The 21,816-nt window shown below is 51.9% G+C and carries 17 protein-coding genes and 1 other annotated feature; of the genes, 3 read left to right on the plus strand and 14 right to left on the minus strand.

Features of this window, described 5'->3' with window-relative positions:
* Positions 1-22: 22 nt before the first annotated feature.
* The 7 genes from hrcA to gpr all read right to left on the minus strand — a co-directional run bounded on the left by hrcA (position 23) and on the right by gpr (position 8,129).
* A complete protein-coding gene (hrcA, locus tag OIN60_RS09545; RefSeq protein WP_305754615.1) occupies positions 23-1,054 on the minus strand; it encodes a heat-inducible transcriptional repressor HrcA in 1,032 nt (343 codons plus the stop codon).
* Between the two features lie 323 nt (positions 1,055-1,377).
* Positions 1,378-1,854, minus strand: a complete 477-nt coding sequence (locus OIN60_RS09550; protein WP_305754616.1) for an N-acetyltransferase — start codon at positions 1,852-1,854, stop codon at positions 1,378-1,380.
* 70 nt (positions 1,855-1,924) lie between these two features.
* A complete protein-coding gene (gene hemW, locus OIN60_RS09555; protein WP_305754617.1) occupies positions 1,925-3,112 on the minus strand; it encodes a radical SAM family heme chaperone HemW in 1,188 nt (395 codons plus the stop codon).
* A 141-nt stretch (positions 3,113-3,253) separates the two neighbouring features.
* Positions 3,254-5,068, minus strand: coding sequence for a translation elongation factor 4 (lepA, locus tag OIN60_RS09560; protein ID WP_305754618.1), 1,815 nt, complete (start codon positions 5,066-5,068; stop codon positions 3,254-3,256).
* A gap of 138 nt (positions 5,069-5,206) precedes the next feature.
* Entirely contained in the window at positions 5,207-5,605 is a 399-nt protein-coding gene (locus tag OIN60_RS09565) for a hypothetical protein (protein ID WP_305754619.1), read from the minus strand.
* 48 nt (positions 5,606-5,653) lie between these two features.
* Positions 5,654-6,949, minus strand: a complete 1,296-nt coding sequence (locus OIN60_RS09570; protein ID WP_305754620.1) for a stage II sporulation protein P — start codon at positions 6,947-6,949, stop codon at positions 5,654-5,656.
* A 178-nt stretch (positions 6,950-7,127) separates the two neighbouring features.
* Positions 7,128-8,129 (minus strand): GPR endopeptidase, encoded by a 1,002-nt coding sequence (gene gpr, locus OIN60_RS09575; protein ID WP_305754658.1) that lies wholly within the window; start codon positions 8,127-8,129, stop codon positions 7,128-7,130.
* 202 nt (positions 8,130-8,331) lie between these two features.
* Here gpr and rpsT point away from each other — a divergent pair, with 202 nt between their 5' ends.
* Positions 8,332-8,604, plus strand: a complete 273-nt coding sequence (gene rpsT, locus OIN60_RS09580; RefSeq protein ID WP_305754621.1) for a 30S ribosomal protein S20 — start codon at positions 8,332-8,334, stop codon at positions 8,602-8,604.
* An 82-nt stretch (positions 8,605-8,686) separates the two neighbouring features.
* Here rpsT and holA read toward each other — a convergent pair whose 3' ends face one another.
* The 6 genes from holA to OIN60_RS09610 form a co-directional block, all read right to left on the minus strand.
* Positions 8,687-9,715 carry a DNA polymerase III subunit delta gene (holA, locus tag OIN60_RS09585; RefSeq protein ID WP_305754659.1) on the minus strand — a complete coding sequence of 343 codons (1,029 nt, stop codon included), beginning with the start codon at positions 9,713-9,715 and terminating at the stop codon, positions 8,687-8,689.
* 121 nt (positions 9,716-9,836) lie between these two features.
* A complete protein-coding gene (locus OIN60_RS09590; protein WP_305754622.1) occupies positions 9,837-11,186 on the minus strand; it encodes a zf-HC2 domain-containing protein in 1,350 nt (449 codons plus the stop codon).
* On the minus strand, positions 11,183-11,731 hold the full coding sequence (locus OIN60_RS09595) for an RNA polymerase sigma factor (protein WP_305754660.1): 549 nt from the start codon (positions 11,729-11,731) through the stop codon (positions 11,183-11,185). Before OIN60_RS09595 ends, OIN60_RS09590 begins: the two co-directional genes overlap by 4 nt.
* A 237-nt stretch (positions 11,732-11,968) precedes the next feature.
* Entirely contained in the window at positions 11,969-14,659 is a 2,691-nt protein-coding gene (locus tag OIN60_RS09600; protein ID WP_305754623.1) for a ComEC/Rec2 family competence protein, read from the minus strand.
* Between the two features lie 87 nt (positions 14,660-14,746).
* On the minus strand, positions 14,747-15,265 hold the full coding sequence (locus OIN60_RS09605) for a deoxycytidylate deaminase (RefSeq protein WP_305754624.1): 519 nt from the start codon (positions 15,263-15,265) through the stop codon (positions 14,747-14,749).
* A gap of 59 nt (positions 15,266-15,324) precedes the next feature.
* A complete protein-coding gene (locus OIN60_RS09610; RefSeq protein WP_305754625.1) occupies positions 15,325-15,861 on the minus strand; it encodes a ComEA family DNA-binding protein in 537 nt (178 codons plus the stop codon).
* A 181-nt stretch (positions 15,862-16,042) separates the two neighbouring features.
* Here OIN60_RS09610 and comER point away from each other — a divergent pair, with 181 nt between their 5' ends.
* Positions 16,043-16,888, plus strand: coding sequence for a late competence protein ComER (comER, locus tag OIN60_RS09615; protein ID WP_305754626.1), 846 nt, complete (start codon positions 16,043-16,045; stop codon positions 16,886-16,888).
* On the opposite strand, the gene leuS is transcribed toward comER, so the two are convergent.
* Positions 16,869-19,310 (minus strand): leucine--tRNA ligase, encoded by a 2,442-nt coding sequence (gene leuS, locus OIN60_RS09620; protein ID WP_305754627.1) that lies wholly within the window; start codon positions 19,308-19,310, stop codon positions 16,869-16,871. The two genes, comER and leuS, sit on opposite strands and share 20 nt — an antisense overlap.
* Positions 19,311-19,371: 61 nt before the next feature.
* Positions 19,372-19,633 (minus strand) — a binding site (T-box leader).
* Between the two features lie 461 nt (positions 19,634-20,094).
* On the opposite strand from leuS, the gene OIN60_RS09625 reads away from it, so the two are divergent.
* Complete coding sequence (locus tag OIN60_RS09625; protein WP_305754628.1) at positions 20,095-21,471, plus strand: glycoside hydrolase family 64 protein; 1,377 nt, start codon at positions 20,095-20,097, stop codon at positions 21,469-21,471.
* The last annotated feature ends 345 nt before the right edge of the window (positions 21,472-21,816 follow it).

Here is a 21,816-nt window from a genome sequence, read left to right on the forward strand (position 1 = left end):
ATTTCTGTAAGTAGCGGGAATGTCAATTGAAGCGTTCTGTCAGCATATTCGTTAAATCCTTAGAAAGAATACCCAAAATACCAATCACCCTCGCATACTCCATACGGGTAGGACCTAAAATGCCTATCGTACCAAGCGCTTCCCCATCAATCGCATAGGTGGCGGTAATCAGGCTGCAGTTGGCAAATGCTTCGTGATCGTTCTCTGTGCCGATGCGGACCTGTATTTCAGGCGCTCCTTGCACAGGTGCCATCATTTTCAGAATGGTAGGGGTCTCTGACAGCAGATCAAGTATATTTTTGACCTTATCCACATCTTTGAATTCAGGCTGAGTCAGCATATTCGTGGCCCCACTCAAATACAGACGCTGGTCTGATCCACTTTCGAACGCCATATCCAGCACCTTGATAACATCCTCAAACTGCGCGATATGACGCTGCATTTCCTGCCCGAGAGCGGTGTGCATACGCGTCTTCAACTGATAAATCGGCGAGCCCACCAGCTTGCTGTTCAACATACTAATGATATTCTCCATATCGGACACCGATATGCCCGGCGGAATCTCAACCGTCTTATTCTCCACATGCCCTGTATTCGTGACGATAATGGCTACAGCAGTGTTTTCATTCAGCGGGAGTAATTGAAAATGACGCAAAGAAGTATGAAAAACTTCCGGTCCCAGCAGGATGGAAGTGTAACTCGTCATATGGGACAGAATGCCAGATGCATGCTGAATCACTTGTTCCATTGCGTTTAGCTTTTCAGCATAAAAGGTTTTCAACTCACGCATTTCCTGCGGTCCCAGCTTGTTTAGTGGCACCAGATGGTCGACATAATAACGATAACCTTTATGTGACGGAATCCGTCCTGCGGATGTGTGCGGCTGTTCCAAATATCCCTGCTCCTCCAGGTCCGCCATTTCATTGCGGATCGTTGCCGGACTAAAGCCGACATCCGTTCTCTTGGATATGCTACGGGATCCCACAGGCTCAGCCGAACGGATGTAATCGTCAATTATGGCATTCAGAATAAGCCTCTGACGTTCGGTTAACATGCGAGTTCCTCCCTTGCTGTCCAAACTGGATTATAGTATTTCAAGAAATCATTAGCACTCACAATTGACGAGTGCTAACCGTTAATACAAAAATACCAAACCGACCCGAGTATTGTCAAGTCAGTTCAGCATCTTAGCTGCGCCTATCCCATCGCAGGTAAGCATGGGGTTCATTTGATAAAATCCTGGAGACGAACATTGTTCGTGATCAAGAAACCGATGCCGACAATTTTACTATTGCAATAACAAACACCTGTCAAACCAGAAATAAAATTCTGAATTGACAGGCGTTTGTCTAACTAAGCCGAAGCGAGTTTACCAAGCTAGCTCAGCACTTTCAGTACAGCAATTTCATCACAAGCATGCTGCTTGCTGCAGTGTATGCAGTCGGTCCAAACCTTCTCCGGGAAGATTTCTTTATTTACAACCTCAAAACCATTTTTAATGAAAAAAGATACTTCATATGTTAACGCCATAATCTTCGGAATGTGCTGGCGCTTCGCTTCTTCAATCAATCCGTCCACCAGCTTCGAGCCGATCCCCATGCCTTTATGGCCTTCGGAGATCCCGAGTGAGCGCACTTCCACAAGGTCCGCACCAAGCTTGCAAAGTGATCCGCAGCCGACAACCTCGCCGTCAACTTCAGCTACGATGAATGTATCAAGCTGGCGCATCAGTACCTCACGGGAACGCGGAAGCATAATGCCCCGCTCGGCATAGCCGCTGATCATTTGATATAAAGGCTCCACATCTTCAGGAACCGCATTTCTGCATAAAACCTCTTTGCAAACCGAAGCCATCCCGCTCTCCTCCTGCGCCATGCTCTGAAAGATATGAATAAATATACAACATGGCGTATTAGATTGCAAGCTAGGAATTTACCGCCACCGACCCGATAAATTCGCCGAACACATCATTGCCGAACAGAATTCCCCGCTCGCTCAGCCGGTAGCCGCCAGACGTCTTCTCAAGCAGGCCAGCATTCAGCATTTTGGCAAGCGGCCGGTCAAATATCTGCTCCAAGGACTGGCCGAATTGACGGTTGAAGCGCTCGGAGGACACCCCTTCCGCCATCCGCAGACCAACCATCATAAAGTCCTCCATTGCTTCCGCTGCCGGAACGGAGAAGCTTTCGAGGCGCGGAAGTCCCTTGCCTGCGGCTTCGTTATAAGGATTGACCCCCTTAATATTCATATGGCGCTGTCCTGCCACATACCCGTGAGCGCCTGCGCCAAGACCGTAATAGTCTTCATTCCGCCAGTAAGTCATGTTATGGCGGCTTTCGTATCCCGGCTTGGCAAAATTGCTGATTTCATATTGCATGTATCCCGCCTGCTTCATCCGGCTCATCAGGAGCAGGTACATTTGTAGCTCGTCGTCTTCATGCGGGAGCGGGAGTTGATTTTTATGGTACATCGTATGGAACAGTGTGTTTTCTTCGACCTTCAGACTGTAAATCGAATAGTGGGGCAGCCCCAGCTCCAGCGCTCTGCTAATGCTTTCATCCAGCATGTCAACCGTCTGGTTCGGAAGGCCGAACATGAGATCAATGGACAGATTGGTCAGGCCAGCAGCTCGGGCATTTTCCAGGCTGCGGTACACATCATCCGTATTATGGATTCTGCCGATGCCGCTCAACAGCGAATTCTGAAAAGCCTGAACGCCAAAGCTAACGCGGTTGACTCCGCCTTCCTTCATAACGGACAGCTTCTCCAGATCCGTCGTGCCCGGATTGGCTTCCATGGAGAATTCAATATCGTCCGACCAGTTGGGGAAATAGGTACGCACCGACTTGAGGAAATATTCCATCTCCTTGGGAGTCAACACCGTGGGCGTTCCTCCACCGACAAAAATCGTCTTGATTTCACCTGGGGGATTCAGCCGGACCGAATGCTCCATTTCACGCTCCAGGGCCTGCAAGTAATCCATAACGGGCTGATCTTTCAATACGTAGGAATTAAAATCACAATAGAAGCATTTGTTCGTACAGAAAGGTATATGAAGATAAACCGCTTTGGGTGCGGAAGAACCTTGTGCGCGTCCAGCGGATATGGTCATGTTAAAATCGCTCCTTGCTTCAGCGGGCATCCCGGCCTTTGAAAGCGGCCCAGGAAACAACCCTTATATTTTGAAAAGGGAAAGCCGATCAGGCTTTCCCTTGATTAGGTTGCATATCATATGTCGTTATACCGAACAGACCTACTCATCAATCTTCAATACAGCCATGAAGGCTTCCTGAGGAACCTCTACGTTACCTACTTGCTTCATACGTTTTTTGCCCTCTTTTTGCTTCTCCAGGAGCTTACGCTTCCGAGAAATGTCGCCGCCGTAACATTTGGCAAGCACGTTCTTACGCATGGCTTTAACCGTTTCACGTGCCACAACCTTCGTTCCGACAGAAGCCTGAATCGGTACCTCGAACATCTGACGCGGAATCAGCTCCCGCAGCTTCTCGCAAATAATGCGGCCGCGATGATAGGCTCGCTCGCGGTGAACGATGAACGAAAGGGCGTCCACCTGCTCTCCGTTCAGCAGAATGTCCATTTTCACCAGATTGGACTGCCGGTAGCCGGACAGCTCATAATCAAATGAAGCGTAACCCTTGGTGCTGGACTTTAACTGGTCAAAGAAATCGTATACGATTTCGGACAGCGGAATTTCATAAGTGATCGTCACCCGCGTCGTATCCAGATACTCCATATTGACATACTCGCCGCGTTTGGTCTGGCACAGCTCCATTACCGTTCCCACATAATCGTTAGGCACGATAATACCAGCCTTCACATAGGGCTCTTCGACATAATCGATACGTCCGATTTCCGGATAGTTGGACGGGTTGTCAATTTGGATCGACGAGCCGTCGGTCAGCTTAATGCGGTAAATAACGCTCGGCGCTGTCGTAATCAGCGGAATGTTGAACTCCCGTTCGATACGCTCCTGAATCACGTCCATATGCAGCAGACCGAGGAAGCCGCAGCGGAAGCCAAAGCCGAGGGCGCTGGACGTTTCCGGCTCAAAGCTGAGAGACGCGTCATTCAACTGCAGCTTCTCCAGAGCCTCGCGGAGATCATTATAGTCGGAGGTATCGATCGGATACAGACCGCAGTATACCATTGGGTTGATCTTACGGTAGCCCGGCAGCGGCTCCAGTGTAGGATTTTTAGCATCCGTTACTGTGTCACCGACACGCGTATCGCCAACATGCTTGATACCTGCGACGATAAAGCCTACATCCCCGATGTTCAGTTCATCTACGATCGTCATCCGCGGCATAAAGGCACCTACCTCGATCACCTCGAACGTCTTATCGGTGGCCATCATTTTGATTTTGGAGCCAGCCTTGATTTTGCCGTCAACAACGCGTACATATACGATAACCCCTTTATAAGGATCGTAGTGCGAATCGAAGATCAGCGCTTTCAAAGGATTGTCCGGGTTGCCTTGCGGTGCCGGCACTGCTTTGACGACCTGCTCAAGGATCTCCTTGATTCCAATACCCGCTTTGGCGGAAGCCAGTACCGCTCCACTTGTATCCAGACCAATTACATCTTCAATCTCCTGCTTCACCCGCTCAGGATCAGCACTTGGAAGATCGATCTTATTGATGACCGGCAAAATCTCAAGGTCATTATCAAGTGCCAGGTATACGTTGGCCAGCGTTTGCGCTTCAATCCCCTGAGCGGCATCCACAACAAGCAGCGCCCCTTCGCAGGCGGCAAGGCTCCGGGATACCTCATACGTAAAGTCCACGTGCCCCGGGGTGTCGATCAGGTTTAGGATGTACTCCTCACCGTTGTCGGCCTTATAGGTCAGCCTGACAGCCTGCAGCTTGATGGTGATGCCCCGTTCACGTTCCAGCTCCATCTGGTCAAGCACTTGCTCCTGCATTTCACGGGATGTGAGAGCGCCCGTATACTCAAGAATCCGGTCCGCCAGCGTCGATTTACCGTGGTCTATATGTGCAATGATGCTGAAGTTACGAATTTTACTCTGTCTAGCTAAAATGTCCGTCATGCCTTACCCCCACACAAGCCTAGTGTCAATCGCTTCATTATACCAGTTGCGCAGGGCCGCATCAATGTTCCTGCGATAAAAGTTGACCGCTGGCCGCCGCCTTACAGCAATTCACGTCTGCACCGGCTGCCTCTGCCATTAATTCGTCAGGCCATCAAAGACAGACACAACCCACTCGATCCCCTTCTTCGACGCCTGCTGGAGAAGACCTGCTGTTTTGTCGGCCATCACATCCACGGAAGCCTCATCCGTCCGCGGCACTTGCTGCAAGGGGCTTTGAGCCTGTCCGATCTCACCTGCAGTTTGCCCTTCCACCTCGGCCACGGTCATCGATGGAGCTGGCGGAAGCGGGACTGCCGGAGTATCCTCCACTACCGTTTGTGTGAAATCTCCTGCATCCACCTCCGTCGGCTTCGTTTGATCCCAGGAAGGTCCATATACGGACCGCATCCCTGAGCTTGCAAGCTGCATACCGAGCACCAGCCCCAATCCAACCAGACAGGCGAACAGAAAAGCGCTTCTTCCGAAACGGGACATGTGCGCGCCTCCTCTCTCTTCAGGTTCAAAATTTCCTGCCGCTTCAATCTACTTAGCGTTGCCCGCCGCTTCTGCGCTTTTTCCCGTATTGCCTGCAGTTTTGGAAGCTGCTTTCCCATTAGAGCTATCGGCCTTCATGACCTTCTGATCTTCCCAATACACCTCTCCCAGCATGTCCGCCAGTGCCTCGGACGTTCGCTTCAGCTCATCCTCGGTATTATCAATGCCTCCGATTTCTATCAATATGCTGTTTGGGGAGAGGGACTGGTTATATTCGCCGTTATTGCCTCCGCCTCCATCCTTACCCCAGACACCGCGCGAAACTCCTGGATACGCCTTCTCCAGCTTCTCGTGAATTCTGGCGGCGAAGGCTTCATTCTCACGCCATTTTTTATTGTCATGACCGATAATAAAATAAATCTTGGCATACTTAACTCCGTTAACGACAGCGGTCGTTTTATCATGGCGCTGCGAATCGCGGTGTATATCAATAAGATAGGTAAGCTCGTCATTCTCCGCGAGCGCTTCCTTCACGGTTTGCCGTGAATATTTGTAAGAATAATTCCAGTTATAGTCCTTCACCGCCGTTACATAATCCTTATTGACATGCAGGGTGCCTATGCCCTGCTGCTTAAGCCGATCCGCCACAAAACTCCCTGCTACAGACACATTGGCTGATGCCGAGGATGAGTTGGGATTACTGCTGCTTTTGCTTAGCAGCGAGTTGTAGGCCTCACGCGGATGGGAATGGTAGATTAATATGCGGTTCCCATCCGTTTTGGCGCTGCCCTTCACAGGTGGATCGACTTCTTGTCCTGTGTCTTCAGAGGCTGACGGTTCTTCGTCTGCCTCCTTGCCCGGGGGCGCGGGCGGAATTTCGCCGGAGCCCGTAATCCCGGGGTCTGGCTGGTAATCCTCCGGCGCCTCGACGAGCCGGTTGCCCGACCCTGTCCGCAGCAGAACCGGATTGCCGGCAGCCATTCCCGGTATTTCCCGGGCCACCAGACTTTTCGGATCCTGCGGATTCACCCCGGTCAGCAGTTGGAACGCAAAGGTGGTCATCTGTTCAGCCGAGAAGGCGGAGACTCGCTTATCCGCATCAAGATGCGGAATTTCCATACCGAGCATGTCCGCGAAAAAGCTGCTTGATACCGCTGCGGCAAATCCCTTCATGGAGGATACGGGAGAGGATTGCAGCCGGTTCTCCACGATGCCTCCCAGCCCTAACGCCACAAAAAATAAAGCTGTCCCGATAACGAGCACGACAAGCGTATGGCCCATAGCCATCACGCGGATCATTCCCCTTTGCCACTTTCCTATGTTCCAGATTTGAAATTTGCCCATTCCAGAGCAGTCCTCCTTCGCTTTCGCTGAAGCCCATCCTTTCAAGTACGCAGGAGCTTCCGTAGTCGGATAATCTCTTATACTTCAACTCTATGAGCGAAGAGGAATTACTAGAACGGACAAACAGAAAAACCCCGCCGGTACCGGCGGGGGAAAAGGGTGTGCGCTCAGGTAGGGTCTAATGCGTGTAAGCGGCAACGTTGTCCGGATTTACAGCCTCGTGCAGCGCCGCGTTCAATCCGGTAGCGATAATGTTCGCGATATCTTCAATAAACTTATCTACTTCCTTAGGAGTGACAATTAAGTCATGGCCGAGCGGCTGCAGTACTTCCTTGACCAATTGCAGTCTCTCCTGCTCGGAAATGGAATTCAGCATGCCCATGATCGCCTGTCTCTGGGTGTCCTCCTTCCCGAGGTGGGATCTCATCATTTCCAAGGAGTCGTTCACAATCGTCGACGCATAACACACCGTCGGCACACCGATCGCAATACAGGGGATACCCATAATCTCTTTGGTTATGCCACGGCGTTTATTACCAATGCCTGACCCGGGATGAATGCCGATATCCGCCACCTGGATCGTCGTGTTGATGCGTTCGAGCGATCTGGAGGCTAACGCATCGATGGCAATAATTAGATCAGGCTGTGTTTTTTCGGCAATGCTCTGCACAATTTCGCTGGATTCGATCCCCGTAATCCCGAGCACGCCGGGGGCTACCCCACTGACCTCCCGATAACCCGGGCTTACCTGGTCCGGCATCAGTTCAAAATACTGGCGAGTAATCATCAAGTTCTCCACCACCAATGGTCCAAGCGAATCGGGTGTGACGTTCCAGTTTCCGAGACCAACAACCATCACCTTGGCCATAGGAGAAATGCCGATTTTGCGCATGAAGTCTTCCATCTCCTTGGCAAAAGCAAATGACACACGGTCCTGCAGACCCGAGTCCCCTTCCCTCAGCTTAGGAATTTCCAGCGTAACATAATGACCCTGCACCCGACCGATCCGATTGGCTCCCGTTTCATCCAGCACATCCAGCCTTGTAATTTTGATATCCTCCAAATCCTCCACATCTTCATGTACTCCGGGAATGGGCTGCGGCTGTCCCTGTCCTGCCAATTCTCTGGATTCAATCGCCAAATCCGTTCTTACCGCATACTTCTGCAAATCCAGCTCCATCATCGCGCCTCCTTGAAGATTCTCTTTTTGCTATAGTGTGCGGGATGTGTTGCCGTAATATGCATAGATGCCCTGTTCTTCTGTACCGGACAGGGCATTCTTAATGTTTTTCATATTGCTTTTTCACATACGCCGTGCTAAAATATTTTAAGTTGTGAAACGTTTGTGTTCATAAGGAATGCCTTTACAGGAGGTGAATGGAATGCCGAACATTAAATCCGCTGTTAAACGCGTTAAAACGAGCGAAAAACGCCGTGCGTTGAACGCTTCCCAAAAATCCGCGCTGCGTACTGCAGTTAAAGCTGCTGATACTGCGCTGGCTAATAACGAAGCTGAAACTGCAGCAGCAGCTTTCAAAGCCGCTTCCACTAAGCTGGACAAGGCTGTAACTAAAGGTCTGATCCACAAAAATGCTGCAGCCCGCAAAAAGTCCCGCTTGGCGAAAAAACTGAACGCTCTGAATGCCCAGGCATAATTAGCGCTTCTAATAAGACTATGAAGAAAAATCCTGAACGGTGTATTACCGATCAGGATTTTTTGGCTTTTACGGATTCCTTTTACACTGTCTGTGCTCCAAGCTTAAGGAAAAACAGCTCCATACCGAGCACTTTATCCACGGCACCGGTTTTCATGCGGTAATCCAGCTCCGCCAGCTCATTTAAAATCCAGCGCAGCCGCTCCGGTCGGAAGCGACGCGCCTGCTCGCCCGCAATTTTAACAGCGTATGGGTGAAGCCCAAGCTGCCCGGCCATCTGCTGCTGGGAATAGCTCTGCTGTGCCAGCTCCTTCACCTGCAGAATGATACGAAACTGGCGTGTGATCAGCGCAGCGATTTTGATCGGCTCTTCGCGCTGCTTCAACAGCTCATAGAAGATCGATAGCGCATTCTCCATCCGTAGGTTGGCCAGCTCTTCCACCATGACAAAGACGTTCTGCTCCGTGCTGCGCGCGACAAGCGAATCGATTTCCTTCACACCCACTGTACCGCCCTCACCCGCGAAGAGGCATAGCTTGTCTATTTCGGCTGCCAGCGCCTGCAGCCCCGTTCCGGCATTACGAACCAGCGCCGTCGCTGCTCCCTCCTCAAGGGTCACGCGCCGTTCCGCCATACGCTTCTCCACCCAGGATAACAGCTCTTCACTGCTTAACGGGCTAAAAGCAAGAACTACGGCTGCGCTTTTGATCTGCTTGACGATTTTTTTACGTTCATCGAGCTTGTCCGCATGCACCATAAATACAATCACGCTATAGTCTGCGGGATTCTCTATGTAAGCGGCAAGTACATCCAGACGGTGCTCTATTTTCCCGCTGTCCTTGCCAGCCGTAAATACTCCCGCGTCCCTGACCAGCACAAGTTTTTTCGGCACCAGGAAAGGAACGGTTTCCGCTTCCTCCACTACAGCATCAAGCGGGGTATCCGATAAATCATAAGGAATGACAGCGAACTCACGATGCTCCTCCTCAATAACATTCTCCTGCAGCATGTCCGCGAACTGCTTCATCTGGTATTTCTCTGTGCCATATAACAGATACACCGGAGCGATATCGCCTTTTCGGATCGCTTTTACTGCGGCTTTCAAATCCATCACGGCTCACCTCCACCGATTTATCCTAACAGAAATTTAGTGCCGCGAAAAGACTCGGGCAACACAAGTACCCCCGCCTGAGGCGGGGGTACTTGCTGCCGCAAGCGCGGCAGAGGGTTCATTACTCCGAAGCTTGGGGAACCGTATAGACATAATTGCTTACTGTGCCGTCCTGCTCCGTTGAATAAGTAAACGTCCTGCTATCTTCCGACCAACTGCCGCCTACCCAGGTTCCATTCAGTGTTCGAACCTCTATGGCAATTTTCTCGGTATCATCCTCCGACTGTCGATACACGGTCAGTTTCTTGCCTTCCACTGCAACAATATATTGGCCATCCGGCGACTCATTCGCAGACCGCTCGAAGGTTTTCGTGCTGGATGTATCGTTAGGCCCAGGCTGTGCCGTCATCCCCATACTCGAAGCATCTTCTGCATTATCACTCTGAAGCTGATTAGCCCGCAGCTCATCACTGTCGACAGAAGGCTGCTTCTGTCCTGATGCGGTGCTGTCTGCTCCAGTGCCGTTCGTTGTGTCTGAAGCTGTTGCATCAAGCGACTCATCGCCTGGGAATGAGCTGTTGTCCTCAACAGGAGCGATAAACGTTTCAAGCTCAGGGTCCTGCTCCGTCCGGCTGTCGGCTGTGCTCGGCTCCTGCTCCGCCGCAGGTGCCTCCTCAACTGCTGGTGCTTTCTCTGATTTAGGTTGGGAAGAGGCGCCTTCAGAGTCATCACTATCGCTTGTCGCCGGCTGCTTCGGTGGCTCGGTCTTACTTTCTTTGGAGCTGTCGGCTGGCGTCGACTGCTCCTCTTCCTGAGAAGTGGATGGAACCGTCTCGTCCTGCTCCGGCTGAACATTCTCCATGCCCGTTTTTTTGTCTTCGGTCACCGGAATGTCGGAAGATGTAGCCGACTCTTCTAGCGAATGCGCCGTATTACTGCTGTCCGCTGAAGAATCCGCCTGACCTTGCTCGGTCGTTTTTTCACTTCCCCCACCGGCATTATGCGTATTCGCCTCCAGCCCGGAGCTTTCCTGCATCAACGATATCTCAGCATTTTGCACAGTCTTAGGCTCGTAGGTTATGGCAACGACACCCAGCACTGTGGCTGCTGCCGCCACACCGAGCGCCGCACGGCCGGCAACCTTGTTCCACCATGGGATCGGCTTGCTTTGCTGTCTTGGGCCGGATATGCTCTGCAGGGGAACAGGCTTCATCTCCTGAAGCGCGCTGCCCTGTTCTCTGCGCGCCTCATCAATAGCATCGAGCTGTGGCAGAATGGCATCAACCAGGCTGTACTTCGGAGTGACGGCCGGCAGGTCTTCAAGTTCCCGTGACAGTGCCTGTAAAATATGGAACTTCTCAGCACAGGCCGGACACTCCGCAATATGGTCCATCATTTCGAGCGTTTCCAACTCGTCCAGATCGTGGTCCACATAGCGCTGCATTAGGTCCATCACCTCTTCACACTTCATCCTGATACACCACCTTTCTGATATTCCTGTAACAGCCCTTGTAACTGCTGCCTTGCTCTATACAAGTACGATTTGACCGTATTGAGAGGCAAGTCGAGAGAGTCGGCAATCTCGTTATAGGAGAAATCTTGAAGGTATCGTAATACGATAACCGTCCGATGATGCTCCGGCAACTGATTAATTGCCTCACGAACATCCTTTGCCATATAGGAAGACAGGACTTCGCCTTCTACATCCTGCGAATCACTGAACACCATTTCATGCTCCTCGATCGATACAGAAGGCTTGTTCCTTCTGAACTTATCTATGCAGATGTTGGTAACAATGCGCTGCACCCAGGTTTTAAACTGAGCCTTTTCCTCATAGGAATTAATTTTGGAGTAGATCCGAATGAGTGCTTCCTGTGCGGCATCCATGGCATCTTGTTCGTTGTTTAGAATGTAGTATGCTGTTCGGTATACATGCTGTTCTATTTCTCTTAAAAGGGTTATTAGAGCGTCGCGATCGCCTGATTGAGCGGCCCTGATGAGCTCCTGCTCTACCACAAAGGATCCCCCTCTCCTTGCAATATTACAGACGCAGCCGCCTTGAAAATTGTTGCAGCGGAATCGTCTGTTTTTGTTGGATTTATTAATTTTTTTCAGGGAACAAAGCCCCAGTACTTTTTCCGAAGTCACGTCTCCCCCTAAAACGGGAATGGCCAGCGGCTGACTCGGAAGAGATGGGTTAAATTTAAATATCTCCCTTTAGAATAACAGAAAAAGGGAGGTTAGTCACTCGATTTACAGCTTCTCCGGTGCATCCAGCTTATGCCTTATTTCAAATCGCCCGCGGCTCACCCTCATTTGAATTTCCCCCTGGGTGTCTGTCCGGTAAATAGCAGAGCCCGAACGGTCCAGACGTTCCAGCACACCTTCGTTCGGATGCCCGTATGTATTGTTCACCCCCGCGGAAATGACAGAGACGGCAGGCTTCCAATAGGACAGCCACTCCTCCGAAGTAGACGTTTTGCTGCCGTGATGGGCGACCTTCAGAACATCGATCCCCCCACGTTCAGCCGTTTCCGCTCCGTCCTGCTGAATCCATGATCGCTCCACCGCCGCATCCATATCGCCGGTAAACAAAAAGGAACCCCCCGCCATGTCCAGCCTGAACACCACGGATTCCTCATTTTGCTCTTCAACCACCGGCAACTGGCTCTTCTTGTTCTCCGGATGCATGAACTGCAGCCTGGTCTGCTCGTCCGGCTGAAGTTCCAAGCCGCGGCTTGCGCCGTAAAACGGGATGTCCTGCTCAAGACAGATTTGCAGCAGCCGGTCTATCGAGTCCTTGCCCGTTAAAGTTCCATTGAAAATAAAAGATTTCACCGGAATTTCCTTCAGCACCGCCTGCATCCCGCCTGCGTGGTCCTGATCCCCGTGTGTCACAATCAACGCGTCCAGTTGATGCACGCCTCTTTGCTTAAGAAGGGGGACAATCGTCTTGGCGCCTACCTCATAGGGATCTTTCCTGCGCTTCCAGGCATTCTTGCCTGTGTTAAAATCCATGGTTCCCCCTGCATCGACCAGAAGATGTCTGCCTTCCGGGGTTGTGATCAGAATGCTGTCCCCTTGTCCTACATCGATGAACTGGACTAATCCTGCACCGCCGTTGCCGGGCGTCCGGTAGCCTGCATAGAGCAGCAGTAAGAAGCATAGACACAAGCCCGCCAAAGCTGCATAGATTCTTCCTGTCATGCGGACCCCCGCATATCCCGCGGCTCCCGCGGCATACCATGACACCGACCATTCCGGCACGGCGGACAAACCGAAGGGGTCAGGTCGCATCTTATGACGTTCATCTGCACGGTCCGTCTGTCCTCTATGATTCAGGTTTTCCGACAGCGGCTGTGTAGCGTACTCTTCCGTAACGGATGAGGCCCGTGAATCGCACCATCTTTTTACGATACGCAGAAGTCCGTAAAGCACCACATAATAGGCCAGCACCCACCACAAAGGAGCAGAAGGCCAAATTGTAACGTATTCGTCAAAACCGTTCAGCCACCTCACCAGCATAAATGTGAGCTCGTTCAGCCGTTCAGCCGGCCAGGCCGCCAATTGGGCTCCTGTTAACCAGCAGATCGAAAGCAGCAGCGATACGGTACCTAACGGCAGCACAATGAAGGTAATGACAGGAACAAGGACGAAGTTTGCGGCGGTGGATAATAAAGAGAACTGATTGAAATAAAAAATAGTCAGCGGAAAAGAAACCAGTTGCGCGGTGATTGTAATGGAGGCCGATCCGCCAAGAGCAGACGGCCATGCCGCAAACACAGGTCTGAGCAGTGGTCCGAATATCATAAGCCCCGCCGTCACCAGAAAAGATAGCTGGAAGCTTACATTAACGAGCAGGTAGGGATTCCAGAGCAGCATTAGCCATGCCGCCGCACATAACGTATTCAGCCCGTCCTTAAGAAGTCCCTGTCTCGCCGCATACAGACCGAACATTGCCATGATCCCGGCCCTTACCACAGAAGGGGAGCCGCCGGATAAAAGGACGTACGCTGGTACCAGGACCAGCACGATCCATAAAGCCGTCTCCCGTGTGAACCGCAGCAGTCTGAGCATATAAAGCAGCGATGCGGTATATACCGCGACATGCATGCCGGAAATGGCCAGGATATGAGTCAGTCCGAGCCTGGTAAATTCATCATACAGTTCTGGGTCGATATCTTCCGTGATACCCAGTACAAGGCCTTTCATATAACCAGAGTGAGGCTGCTGCGCAAAAGCCGCATCCATCCGTTCTCCAAGCAGCATTCGGGCGTGATCGCTCCAGCGCAGCAAATAATAACGGTTCCACGAGCCCGTCTCCAGGATATCCAAGGATTCAGCTCCTTTGCCCTGCAGCAGCCAGTGGATTTGCCGGGTGTACAGATACTTTCGATAATCAAAACCGCCGAAATTTCTTGCTCCTTCCGGGACCGCTAGCGTACCCTTCAACATGATCCGATCTCCCCGGCGCCAGCTTCTGGCGGTGTTCTGCTCTTCTTCCGCGGCAAGCCTGATCTGCACAAGCACCTTTTCCGATATCTCTTGGGCCTGTACGGCCTGTGTGCTCCCCGCTGCATCGCTGAGAGTCGTAAGTTCCAGCTCAAACTCCGCCTTATTTCCGTCCACCTCCACAGGGGACGCAATCCATCCCTCCGCCTGCACCGTTCTATCATCGATCTCCGCAGTTTCTGCATGCAGTGCTTGCGGAACACGGCTCGCCTGAAGCTGATCATATATTTCCCAATATAGCCCGCCTGCCGTCAGAATGAACAAGAGCAGGAGAGCCTGTCGCCAGGAGACTCTGCACAGCCAGACGACCAGCGGCATCATCAATACAATGCCAGCCCATATGCCTAGCAGCACTGCGCCGGAATAAAGATAAGCGGCCCCTAAGCCGACAATCCAGCATACCGTTGCGGCAAGCAGCGGTCTTTTGTTCATAATGCTCCTCCTTTTCCAATCTTAATATGCAAAAAAAAGAACCTCTGCCCGCGCTGTTCGCGGCAGAGGTTCCTCCCCTTAAAATCATTAATTTGATACTTTCATCCGTGTCTGGTGCGGCGGCTCATAGTTGTCCATCTGCCGGAACACAATACCTTTCTGCTCCATCAGCTTCTTCACCTTGCCCTCGTCCTTCGGATAAGAGCGATGATAGATTACTTCCACAATGCCGCTGTTCGCCAGCATATTGGAACAGGTCCAGCACGGCTCATCCGTGACATACACGGTTGAACCTTCCCGGTCAATCCGGTCTGTAAAGAGCAAAAGATTCTGTTCCGCATGGATGGTGCGGATGCAGCGCTGTTTTTTGACCATTTCCTCTCTGCCATCCGTTACTACAAGCTCGACCTCTTCGGAAATCATGCAGCCTGCTTCAGAACAGTCGGGAACTCCCGAAGGAGCACCGTTGTATGCCGTCCCGAGCAGCTTCTTCCCCTGCACAAGCACGGCCCCAACATGGCGGCGCGGACAGCGTGAACGGGTTGAAACCATGTAGGCGATATCCATAAAATACGTATCCCAGTCTTTGCGTTCCTCGGCGCTCATTCGTTACCTCCAGCACACAAGTTGTGATTGGCCCCCCACTTCAATTGGGTTGCAGCACCCTACAATTTGATATATGGCTTCATCTTAAGCAGCATTTTGGGCCCAATGCCTTTCACCTGCTCCAGATCCTCCGGTTGCTTGAAGGGTCCATGCGCATTGCGGTATTCCACGATGGCCTGCGCCTTCTTCTCTCCGATGCCCGGCAGCTCCATCAGCTCCGCAGCAGAGGCTGAGTTGATGTTGACCATTTGCCCCTCAGCAGAGGGGGGGACGGAAACCTCCGCTCCCGCCGGAGCCTCGACCGTCTGTGTCTGTGCAACCTTGGTCACTGGTTGTTCGGCAGCAGTGCTGGTCCCTTCAGCGGTTGATTCTTTAGCCGTTGATCCGACGGGTGCTTCGTCCGTCTTCGCAGGCGCGGACGTCTCTTTAGAGGTGTCTGTTACTGGCTTGCTTTCTTCAGCGACCCGCTTCTCAAGCACCGGATTTAACGGGGTCCAACCCGCCTCCGGCTCCGGCGCGCGATTGCCGGAAAATAAGATTAACCCGCTGCCAGCGACGGCCAGTGCCACAGCAACGGCATGCATAACACGCTTCAATCCAATCGTCCTCTCTCGATAGCGATCAAGCGATCCTGACTCAGAATCGCCCGTACTGCAAAGCTGCGTTCCCAAGCGGAGGATGACATCCTGCCCAAAAAGTCGTCATGATGCCCAAGGCCGGATGCATACACTATGAAGAATAACTACGGCTTATTCAGTTGAAAGGAGGACGTTGACCATGAAGGTAGGATTTATCGGGACCGGCAGCATGGGCAGTCTGTTAATAGACGCTTTCATTCATGCCGGAGTCCTGACCCCTCCGCAAATTACGGCAAGCAGCCGTACATTTGCCAAAGTACAAAAGCTGGCCCACCGTCATGCCGGACTGAATCTTTCCTTGCGGAACAGTGACACGGCGGCGGACAGCGATATTGTATTTATTTGCGTGAAGCCCCTGGAATTCAAGTGTGTTATCGACGAAATCCGCGATGTGGTTACACCTGATCAGATTGTCGTGTCCATCACAAGCCCCCTGCTTCTCCACCGCCTGGAGAGCGAGCTCCCCTGTAAGGTGTCTAAAATTATTCCCAGCATCACGAATTTGGTCGGCAGCGGAGCCTCGTTATGCATACACGGCAGTCGTATAAACGAAGAAGACCGGTATATGCTGGAAAACCTGATGTCAGCGATCAGCAAGCCGATCCGGGTGCCGGAGTCGCACACCCGAGTTGCCTCCGACTTTGCCAGCTGCGGCCCTGCTTTTCTCGCTTTCTTCCTGGAGCAGTGGATTCAAGCTGGCTCTGAACTGACCGGCATGGACTCCCGGCAGCTCAATGATCTCGCTGGCGAGATGCTGCTCGGCACAGGAAAGCTCCTGACCGAAGGCGGGCTGACACCTGCCGAGCTTCAATCCAGGGTAGCGGTTCCCGGCGGGATTACGGCCGAGGCGCTTATGTTACTGGAAGCCAGCCTCCACGATGTATTCCATAAGCTGGTAAGAACTACACATCACAAGTATGAGGAAGACGTCCGCAAAGCAGACGCCTTATTCAACTCGGAACAATTTAACCAGCAACAATATTAACCAGCTTGCCAGGAACGGCGATAACCTTGCGCACTGTCTTACCGGCCAGCGCCTGCTGCACGTTATCCAGTGACATAGCTTGCTCTTCAAGCGTCTTGGCATCCAAATCCTTGGATACCGTCGCTCTTTGCACAATTTTGCCGTTAATTTGCACGACAATTTCTACTTCGGCATCCACTGTCCAAGCCTCATCGTATTCAGGCCATGGAACATACGAAATGGTGCCGCTGTACCCCAGGCGTTCCCACAGCTCTTCGGCAAGGTGCGGTGCCAGCGGGGACAGGAGCTGCACAAAATGCTCCATGCCTTGACGCGGCAAGCTTTCTGCTTTGTAGGCTTCATTGATGAAAATCATCAACTGGCTGATCGCGGTATTGAAACGCAGGTTCTCCAGGTCTTCGGTTACCTTCTTCACCGTCTTATGCCAAGTGCGCTTGAATTCATCTGTTCCGCCGTCCAGAGTAATTTTACTGTTCAGGCTTCCGTCTTCCGATATGAAAAGTCTCCACACACGGGACAAGAAGCGATGGGTGCCCTCTACACCATTCTCGTTCCATGGCTTGGTGGCTTCGAGCGGCCCCATAAACATCTCGTATACACGAAGCGTATCTGCGCCATAAGCCTGCACAATATCGTCAGGATTAATAACATTGCCGCGTGATTTACTCATTTTTTCATTGTTGTTGCCAAGAATCATGCCCTGGTTCACCAGTTTGTAGAACGGCTCCTTCGTCTCCACTACACCCAGATCATACAGTACTTTATGCCAAAAGCGGGAATACAGCAGGTGAAGCACCGCATGCTCGGCGCCGCCGATATACAAGTCGACAGGCAGCCACTCGCGCTGCTTGTCTTTGGACACCAGCTCCTTGTCGTTGTGCGGGTCAATGTAGCGCAGGTAATACCAGCAGCTTCCTGCCCATTGCGGCATCGTGTTCGTTTCACGGCGGGCCTTCATGCCGGTCTCCGGATCAATCGTTTCCACCCATTCCGTCACGTTAGCCAGCGGGGATTCTCCTGTACCCGACGGCTTGATATGATCGACATCTGGCAGGACAAGCGGAAGCTGATCCTCTGGAACAGTCTTCATCGTACCGTCCTCCAGATGCAGGATCGGAATAGGCTCGCCCCAATAACGTTGACGGCTGAACAGCCAATCCCGCAAACGGTAAGTCACCTTACCTTCGCCTTTTCCCTGCTCCTCCAGCCAAACAATCATTTTGGCAATCGCCTCTTCAATGTGCAGCCCATCAAGAAAATCGGAATTCACATGCGGCCCATCCTCGGTATAGGCCTCTTTCGTCACATCTCCGCCTGCTACCACTTCAATAATATTCAGGCCGAACTGCTTGGCGAATTCCCAGTCACGGGTATCATGTCCAGGTACGGCCATAATAGCCCCCGTGCCATAACCCGCCAGCACGTAATCAGCAATCCAGATCGGAAGCTTAGCGCCATTCACCGGATTGATAGCATAAGCGCCGGTAAATACGCCTGTCTTGTCCTTCGCCAGATCTGTACGTTCAAGCTCGCTCTTGCGCGCTGCCTGCTCCTGATACTGCTTCACCGCTTCCTTCTGCTCGGCTGTCGTAATGACATCCACCAGTTCCTGCTCTGGAGCCAGCACACAGTAGCTTGCGCCAAACAGCGTATCCGGACGTGTCGTAAACACCGTCAGACGATGGTCATGACCGTCAATTGCAAAATGCACTTCAGCACCCTTGGACTTTCCGATCCAGTTGCGCTGCATATCCTTGATACTCTCGGACCAGTCCAGCTCCTCCAGATCCTCGAGCAATCGCTCGGCATACTCCGTAATTTTCAGCATCCATTGGCGCATTGGCTTGCGGATGACCGGATGGCCTCCCCGCTCACTCTTGCCGTCAATGACCTCTTCGTTCGCCAGCACAGTGCCCAGCGCGGGACACCAGTTCACCGGAACCTCGGCTACATAAGCAAGGCCGCGCTTATAGAGCTGGATGAAGATCCACTGTGTCCATTTGTAATAATCCGGATCGGTCGTGCTGAATTCGCGGTCCCAGTCATACGAGAAGCCAAGTGATTTGATCTGGCGGCGGAAGTTGTCGATATTCTTGAAAGTAATGTCGCGCGGATGCTCGCCTGTATCGAGCGCGTGCTGCTCGGCCGGCAGACCGAAGGCATCCCAGCCCATCGGATGCAGCACATTATAACCCCTCATCCTTTTATAGCGGGACACGATGTCCGTAGCTGTGTAACCCTCCGGATGACCAACATGCAGTCCTGCTCCGGACGGATAAGGGAACATATCCATTGCAAAATATTTCGGTTTGCCCGGTTCCTCTCCGGTACGGAACGTTTTATTCTCTTCCCAATGCTTCTGCCATTTCGGCTCAATGCTTTGCGGCTGGTAGCCGTGCTTCGGCTGTGTCGTTTCACTCATGCTAATTTCCTCCTCCTGCGATATGCAACAAAAAAACCTCCGCATCCCGTAGCGTGTCTGCGCTAGGGACGAGAGGTTGTTTCCCGTGGTACCACCCTAGTTAGTATCCGGTGTTCTTCACCGGTACTCCCTTAAGCACCCGATAACGGGGGTGATCCGATGCGGCTTACTGACCTGTTCAGACAGACTATGTAACCTTCCTGTCTCGCGTTGACCGCATATCTCCGAGGCGAGTTCATTTCCTTTGATCAACCGGCTTGCACCAACCGCCGACTCTCTGTATGATCAAGCTAAAAATTACTATTCCTCATCAGTGATTTTTCAACGTGAATATCGGCACTATTATATGAGAAACGGTTCAAAATGTCAATGCTGCATCCGCCCAAACGGGACCCATCATCGAAAACACCCCTAAGACCAGCATCGTTATACTAATCATCCAGGTGTCGATCTGAATCGCCTTCTGCAGCAGCAGAGTCAAGAATGTATAGACGGTTTGAGAATTCCGGCGGAACCAGTTTGGAAACGGCCCCCATGGCAACGACTACAAATACGCCTCCACTTATAATCCATTATTGCACTCTCTTTCGACAGACAGAGACTATCGGCATGGGAACAGGGGTTTATTTTTGCTGAATATGCATTTTTATGTTGAAACCGTTTCCATTTTTTGAAATAATCATGCTACAACAGTGAATTGACGAACATAAATTTGTTAAAAAAATGTAGAAGCAACCGGTACAGACTCAAGCTTTGAAAATCAAAGAATGAGGAGGATTGGCCCATGCGTACATTATGGAGCTGCATCGCTTTAACCGCTGTCATGCTGTTGCTCAGTTTTGTCTCTTATTCAGCCGGTGATCGTGCCTATGCCGCTGATTATTCCCAGGGTGTATCTGCTTCGGGAACAACGGCGACCATCTGGTTCGATTCCAATGTAAACACCACCTGGGTGGATGTCCATTTCAAAGTCAATTCGGGTGGGCAGCAAAATATCAGAATGAGCTATGACAGCACCACCACAAGATATGTCCACCAGATTAACAATGTGGCCGCAGGCAGTGTAATCACTTATTTTTTCACCTATAACAACGGCACTCCGGCATACGATACCTCATCCTTCACCTATACGGTGCCCACTGGCGGAACGACCGAACCGGAGAACCCCTCCGGCGGCTCATCCATTTATGACATTGCCGCATCATCCATCCCTGCTCCGACCGGCAATGGCGCGCTAACCTTCCGTTTGTTAAATGGAACCCATGGAACCTACAGCAATCAGCAAATTTATTGGGGCGTGCTTGGCATCAACCCGGAAAATAAAAGATGGAGCTATCTGGACGCTTCAGGCCAGCTTCAGCCGATCTCTGCAGCATTAAATGATGCCCCTGGCCATCTGACCAAAAACGGAGTCAATTACGCCAATATTTATAATACGATCTCCAGCTCGTATATCAATATGCCAAAAATCACGTCAGGCCGCATGTTTCTCTGCGTCGGCTCCCCTTGTTACATTAAAACCTATGACACCGGCTTCGCAGGCCCGAATATCAATAACCCGACCGATCCCAACCGGGACATCTATTTTGATTTCATCGAGTTCACGGTAGATGATGCAGGCTATCATGGCAACACGACACGTGTGGACGGCTTCGGGTTCCCGATTCAGCACAGGCTGGTCAACCGCTCGGGTACTTATGACCGGACCGTCGGCGAGCTGGAGTCCGAAACAAGAGCAGGGCTATTCCAGAAATACCGCAATGAAGTGCCTGGACCCTTTAAAGCCCTTGCAGACGTGCAGGCACCCTACCGCATCGTAGCGCCAATCCATGGCTCATTTGCTGCAGGTGGTGCCAACGCCAACTATTTTGCCGGCTATTCCAGCTACAGCACCCAGGAAATCCTGCTCTGCAACGGGGCGCTACAGGAGGAACCTGACGTATGCTCTGCCGTTAACCGTCATGTCTATGAAAATCCGGCCAATTGGAACAATGTCTCGGCTTATTACCAGGCGGCTCCAGCCAACTTTTACGCCAAATTCTGGCATGATCACAGCATAGACCGGTTGGCCTACGGCTTTGCCTATGATGACTACAACGGACAAGCCTCCTATCTTGAGGTCGGTGATCCGAAAGGATTGCTGATCCGGGTAGGCTGGTAAGAACTGTGTAAGTAAAGACGCCGTCTCAGCACTTGAGCGGCGTCTTTTACATATCTACTCCCTCTACGAGGGATGCGCCCTCTTTTCTTTTTACGGCGCAAAAGTTAACAAAGGGGAACCTAGCTTGCCCTTGTTCCTGTTATTGCTCTTTACTGTAGGCGGGGATACGCACGCAGCAGCGGAGAGAACGAAGCAATTCCAGAAAAGCGAAGCGTTCGCCTTTGGCGCGTGCCCAGCTAAGCACGCATTTTCTAACCGGTGAGAGTCCGGTCACGGGAGGGGCCAAGCCCCCGTGTAGCTAGGATGCCTGCGCTCGGAGAAATCTGCACGCAGAAGCGCATCGAC

It is taken from the genome of Paenibacillus zeirhizosphaerae (assembly GCF_030705605.1).
GTDB lineage: Bacteria > Bacillota > Bacilli > Paenibacillales > Paenibacillaceae > Paenibacillus > Paenibacillus zeirhizosphaerae.

Bases quoted from the DNA above. Each gene is read 5' to 3' on its own strand.
- holA (WP_305754659.1), bottom strand. From the start codon at position 9,715: ATGGATTTGAAAGCCGCAGTAAAAGCGATCCGAAAAGGCGATATCGCT.
- rpsT (WP_305754621.1), top strand. From the start codon at position 8,332: ATGCCGAACATTAAATCCGCTGTTAAACGCGTTAAAACGAGCGAAAAA.
- leuS (WP_305754627.1), bottom strand. From the start codon at position 19,310: ATGAGTGAAACGACACAGCCGAAGCACGGCTACCAGCCGCAAAGCATT.
- comER (WP_305754626.1), top strand. From the start codon at position 16,043: ATGAAGGTAGGATTTATCGGGACCGGCAGCATGGGCAGTCTGTTAATA.
- OIN60_RS09625 (WP_305754628.1), top strand. From the start codon at position 20,095: ATGCGTACATTATGGAGCTGCATCGCTTTAACCGCTGTCATGCTGTTG.
- gpr (WP_305754658.1), bottom strand. From the start codon at position 8,129: ATGGAGCTGGATTTGCAGAAGTATGCGGTAAGAACGGATTTGGCGATT.
- OIN60_RS09590 (WP_305754622.1), bottom strand. From the start codon at position 11,186: ATGAAGTGTGAAGAGGTGATGGACCTAATGCAGCGCTATGTGGACCAC.
- OIN60_RS09570 (WP_305754620.1), bottom strand. From the start codon at position 6,949: ATGGGCAAATTTCAAATCTGGAACATAGGAAAGTGGCAAAGGGGAATG.
- OIN60_RS09565 (WP_305754619.1), bottom strand. From the start codon at position 5,605: ATGTCCCGTTTCGGAAGAAGCGCTTTTCTGTTCGCCTGTCTGGTTGGA.
- hemW (WP_305754617.1), bottom strand. From the start codon at position 3,112: ATGACCATATCCGCTGGACGCGCACAAGGTTCTTCCGCACCCAAAGCG.
- lepA (WP_305754618.1), bottom strand. From the start codon at position 5,068: ATGACGGACATTTTAGCTAGACAGAGTAAAATTCGTAACTTCAGCATC.
- OIN60_RS09550 (WP_305754616.1), bottom strand. From the start codon at position 1,854: ATGGCTTCGGTTTGCAAAGAGGTTTTATGCAGAAATGCGGTTCCTGAA.
- OIN60_RS09600 (WP_305754623.1), bottom strand. From the start codon at position 14,659: ATGAACAAAAGACCGCTGCTTGCCGCAACGGTATGCTGGATTGTCGGC.
- OIN60_RS09605 (WP_305754624.1), bottom strand. From the start codon at position 15,265: ATGAGCGCCGAGGAACGCAAAGACTGGGATACGTATTTTATGGATATC.
- hrcA (WP_305754615.1), bottom strand. From the start codon at position 1,054: ATGTTAACCGAACGTCAGAGGCTTATTCTGAATGCCATAATTGACGAT.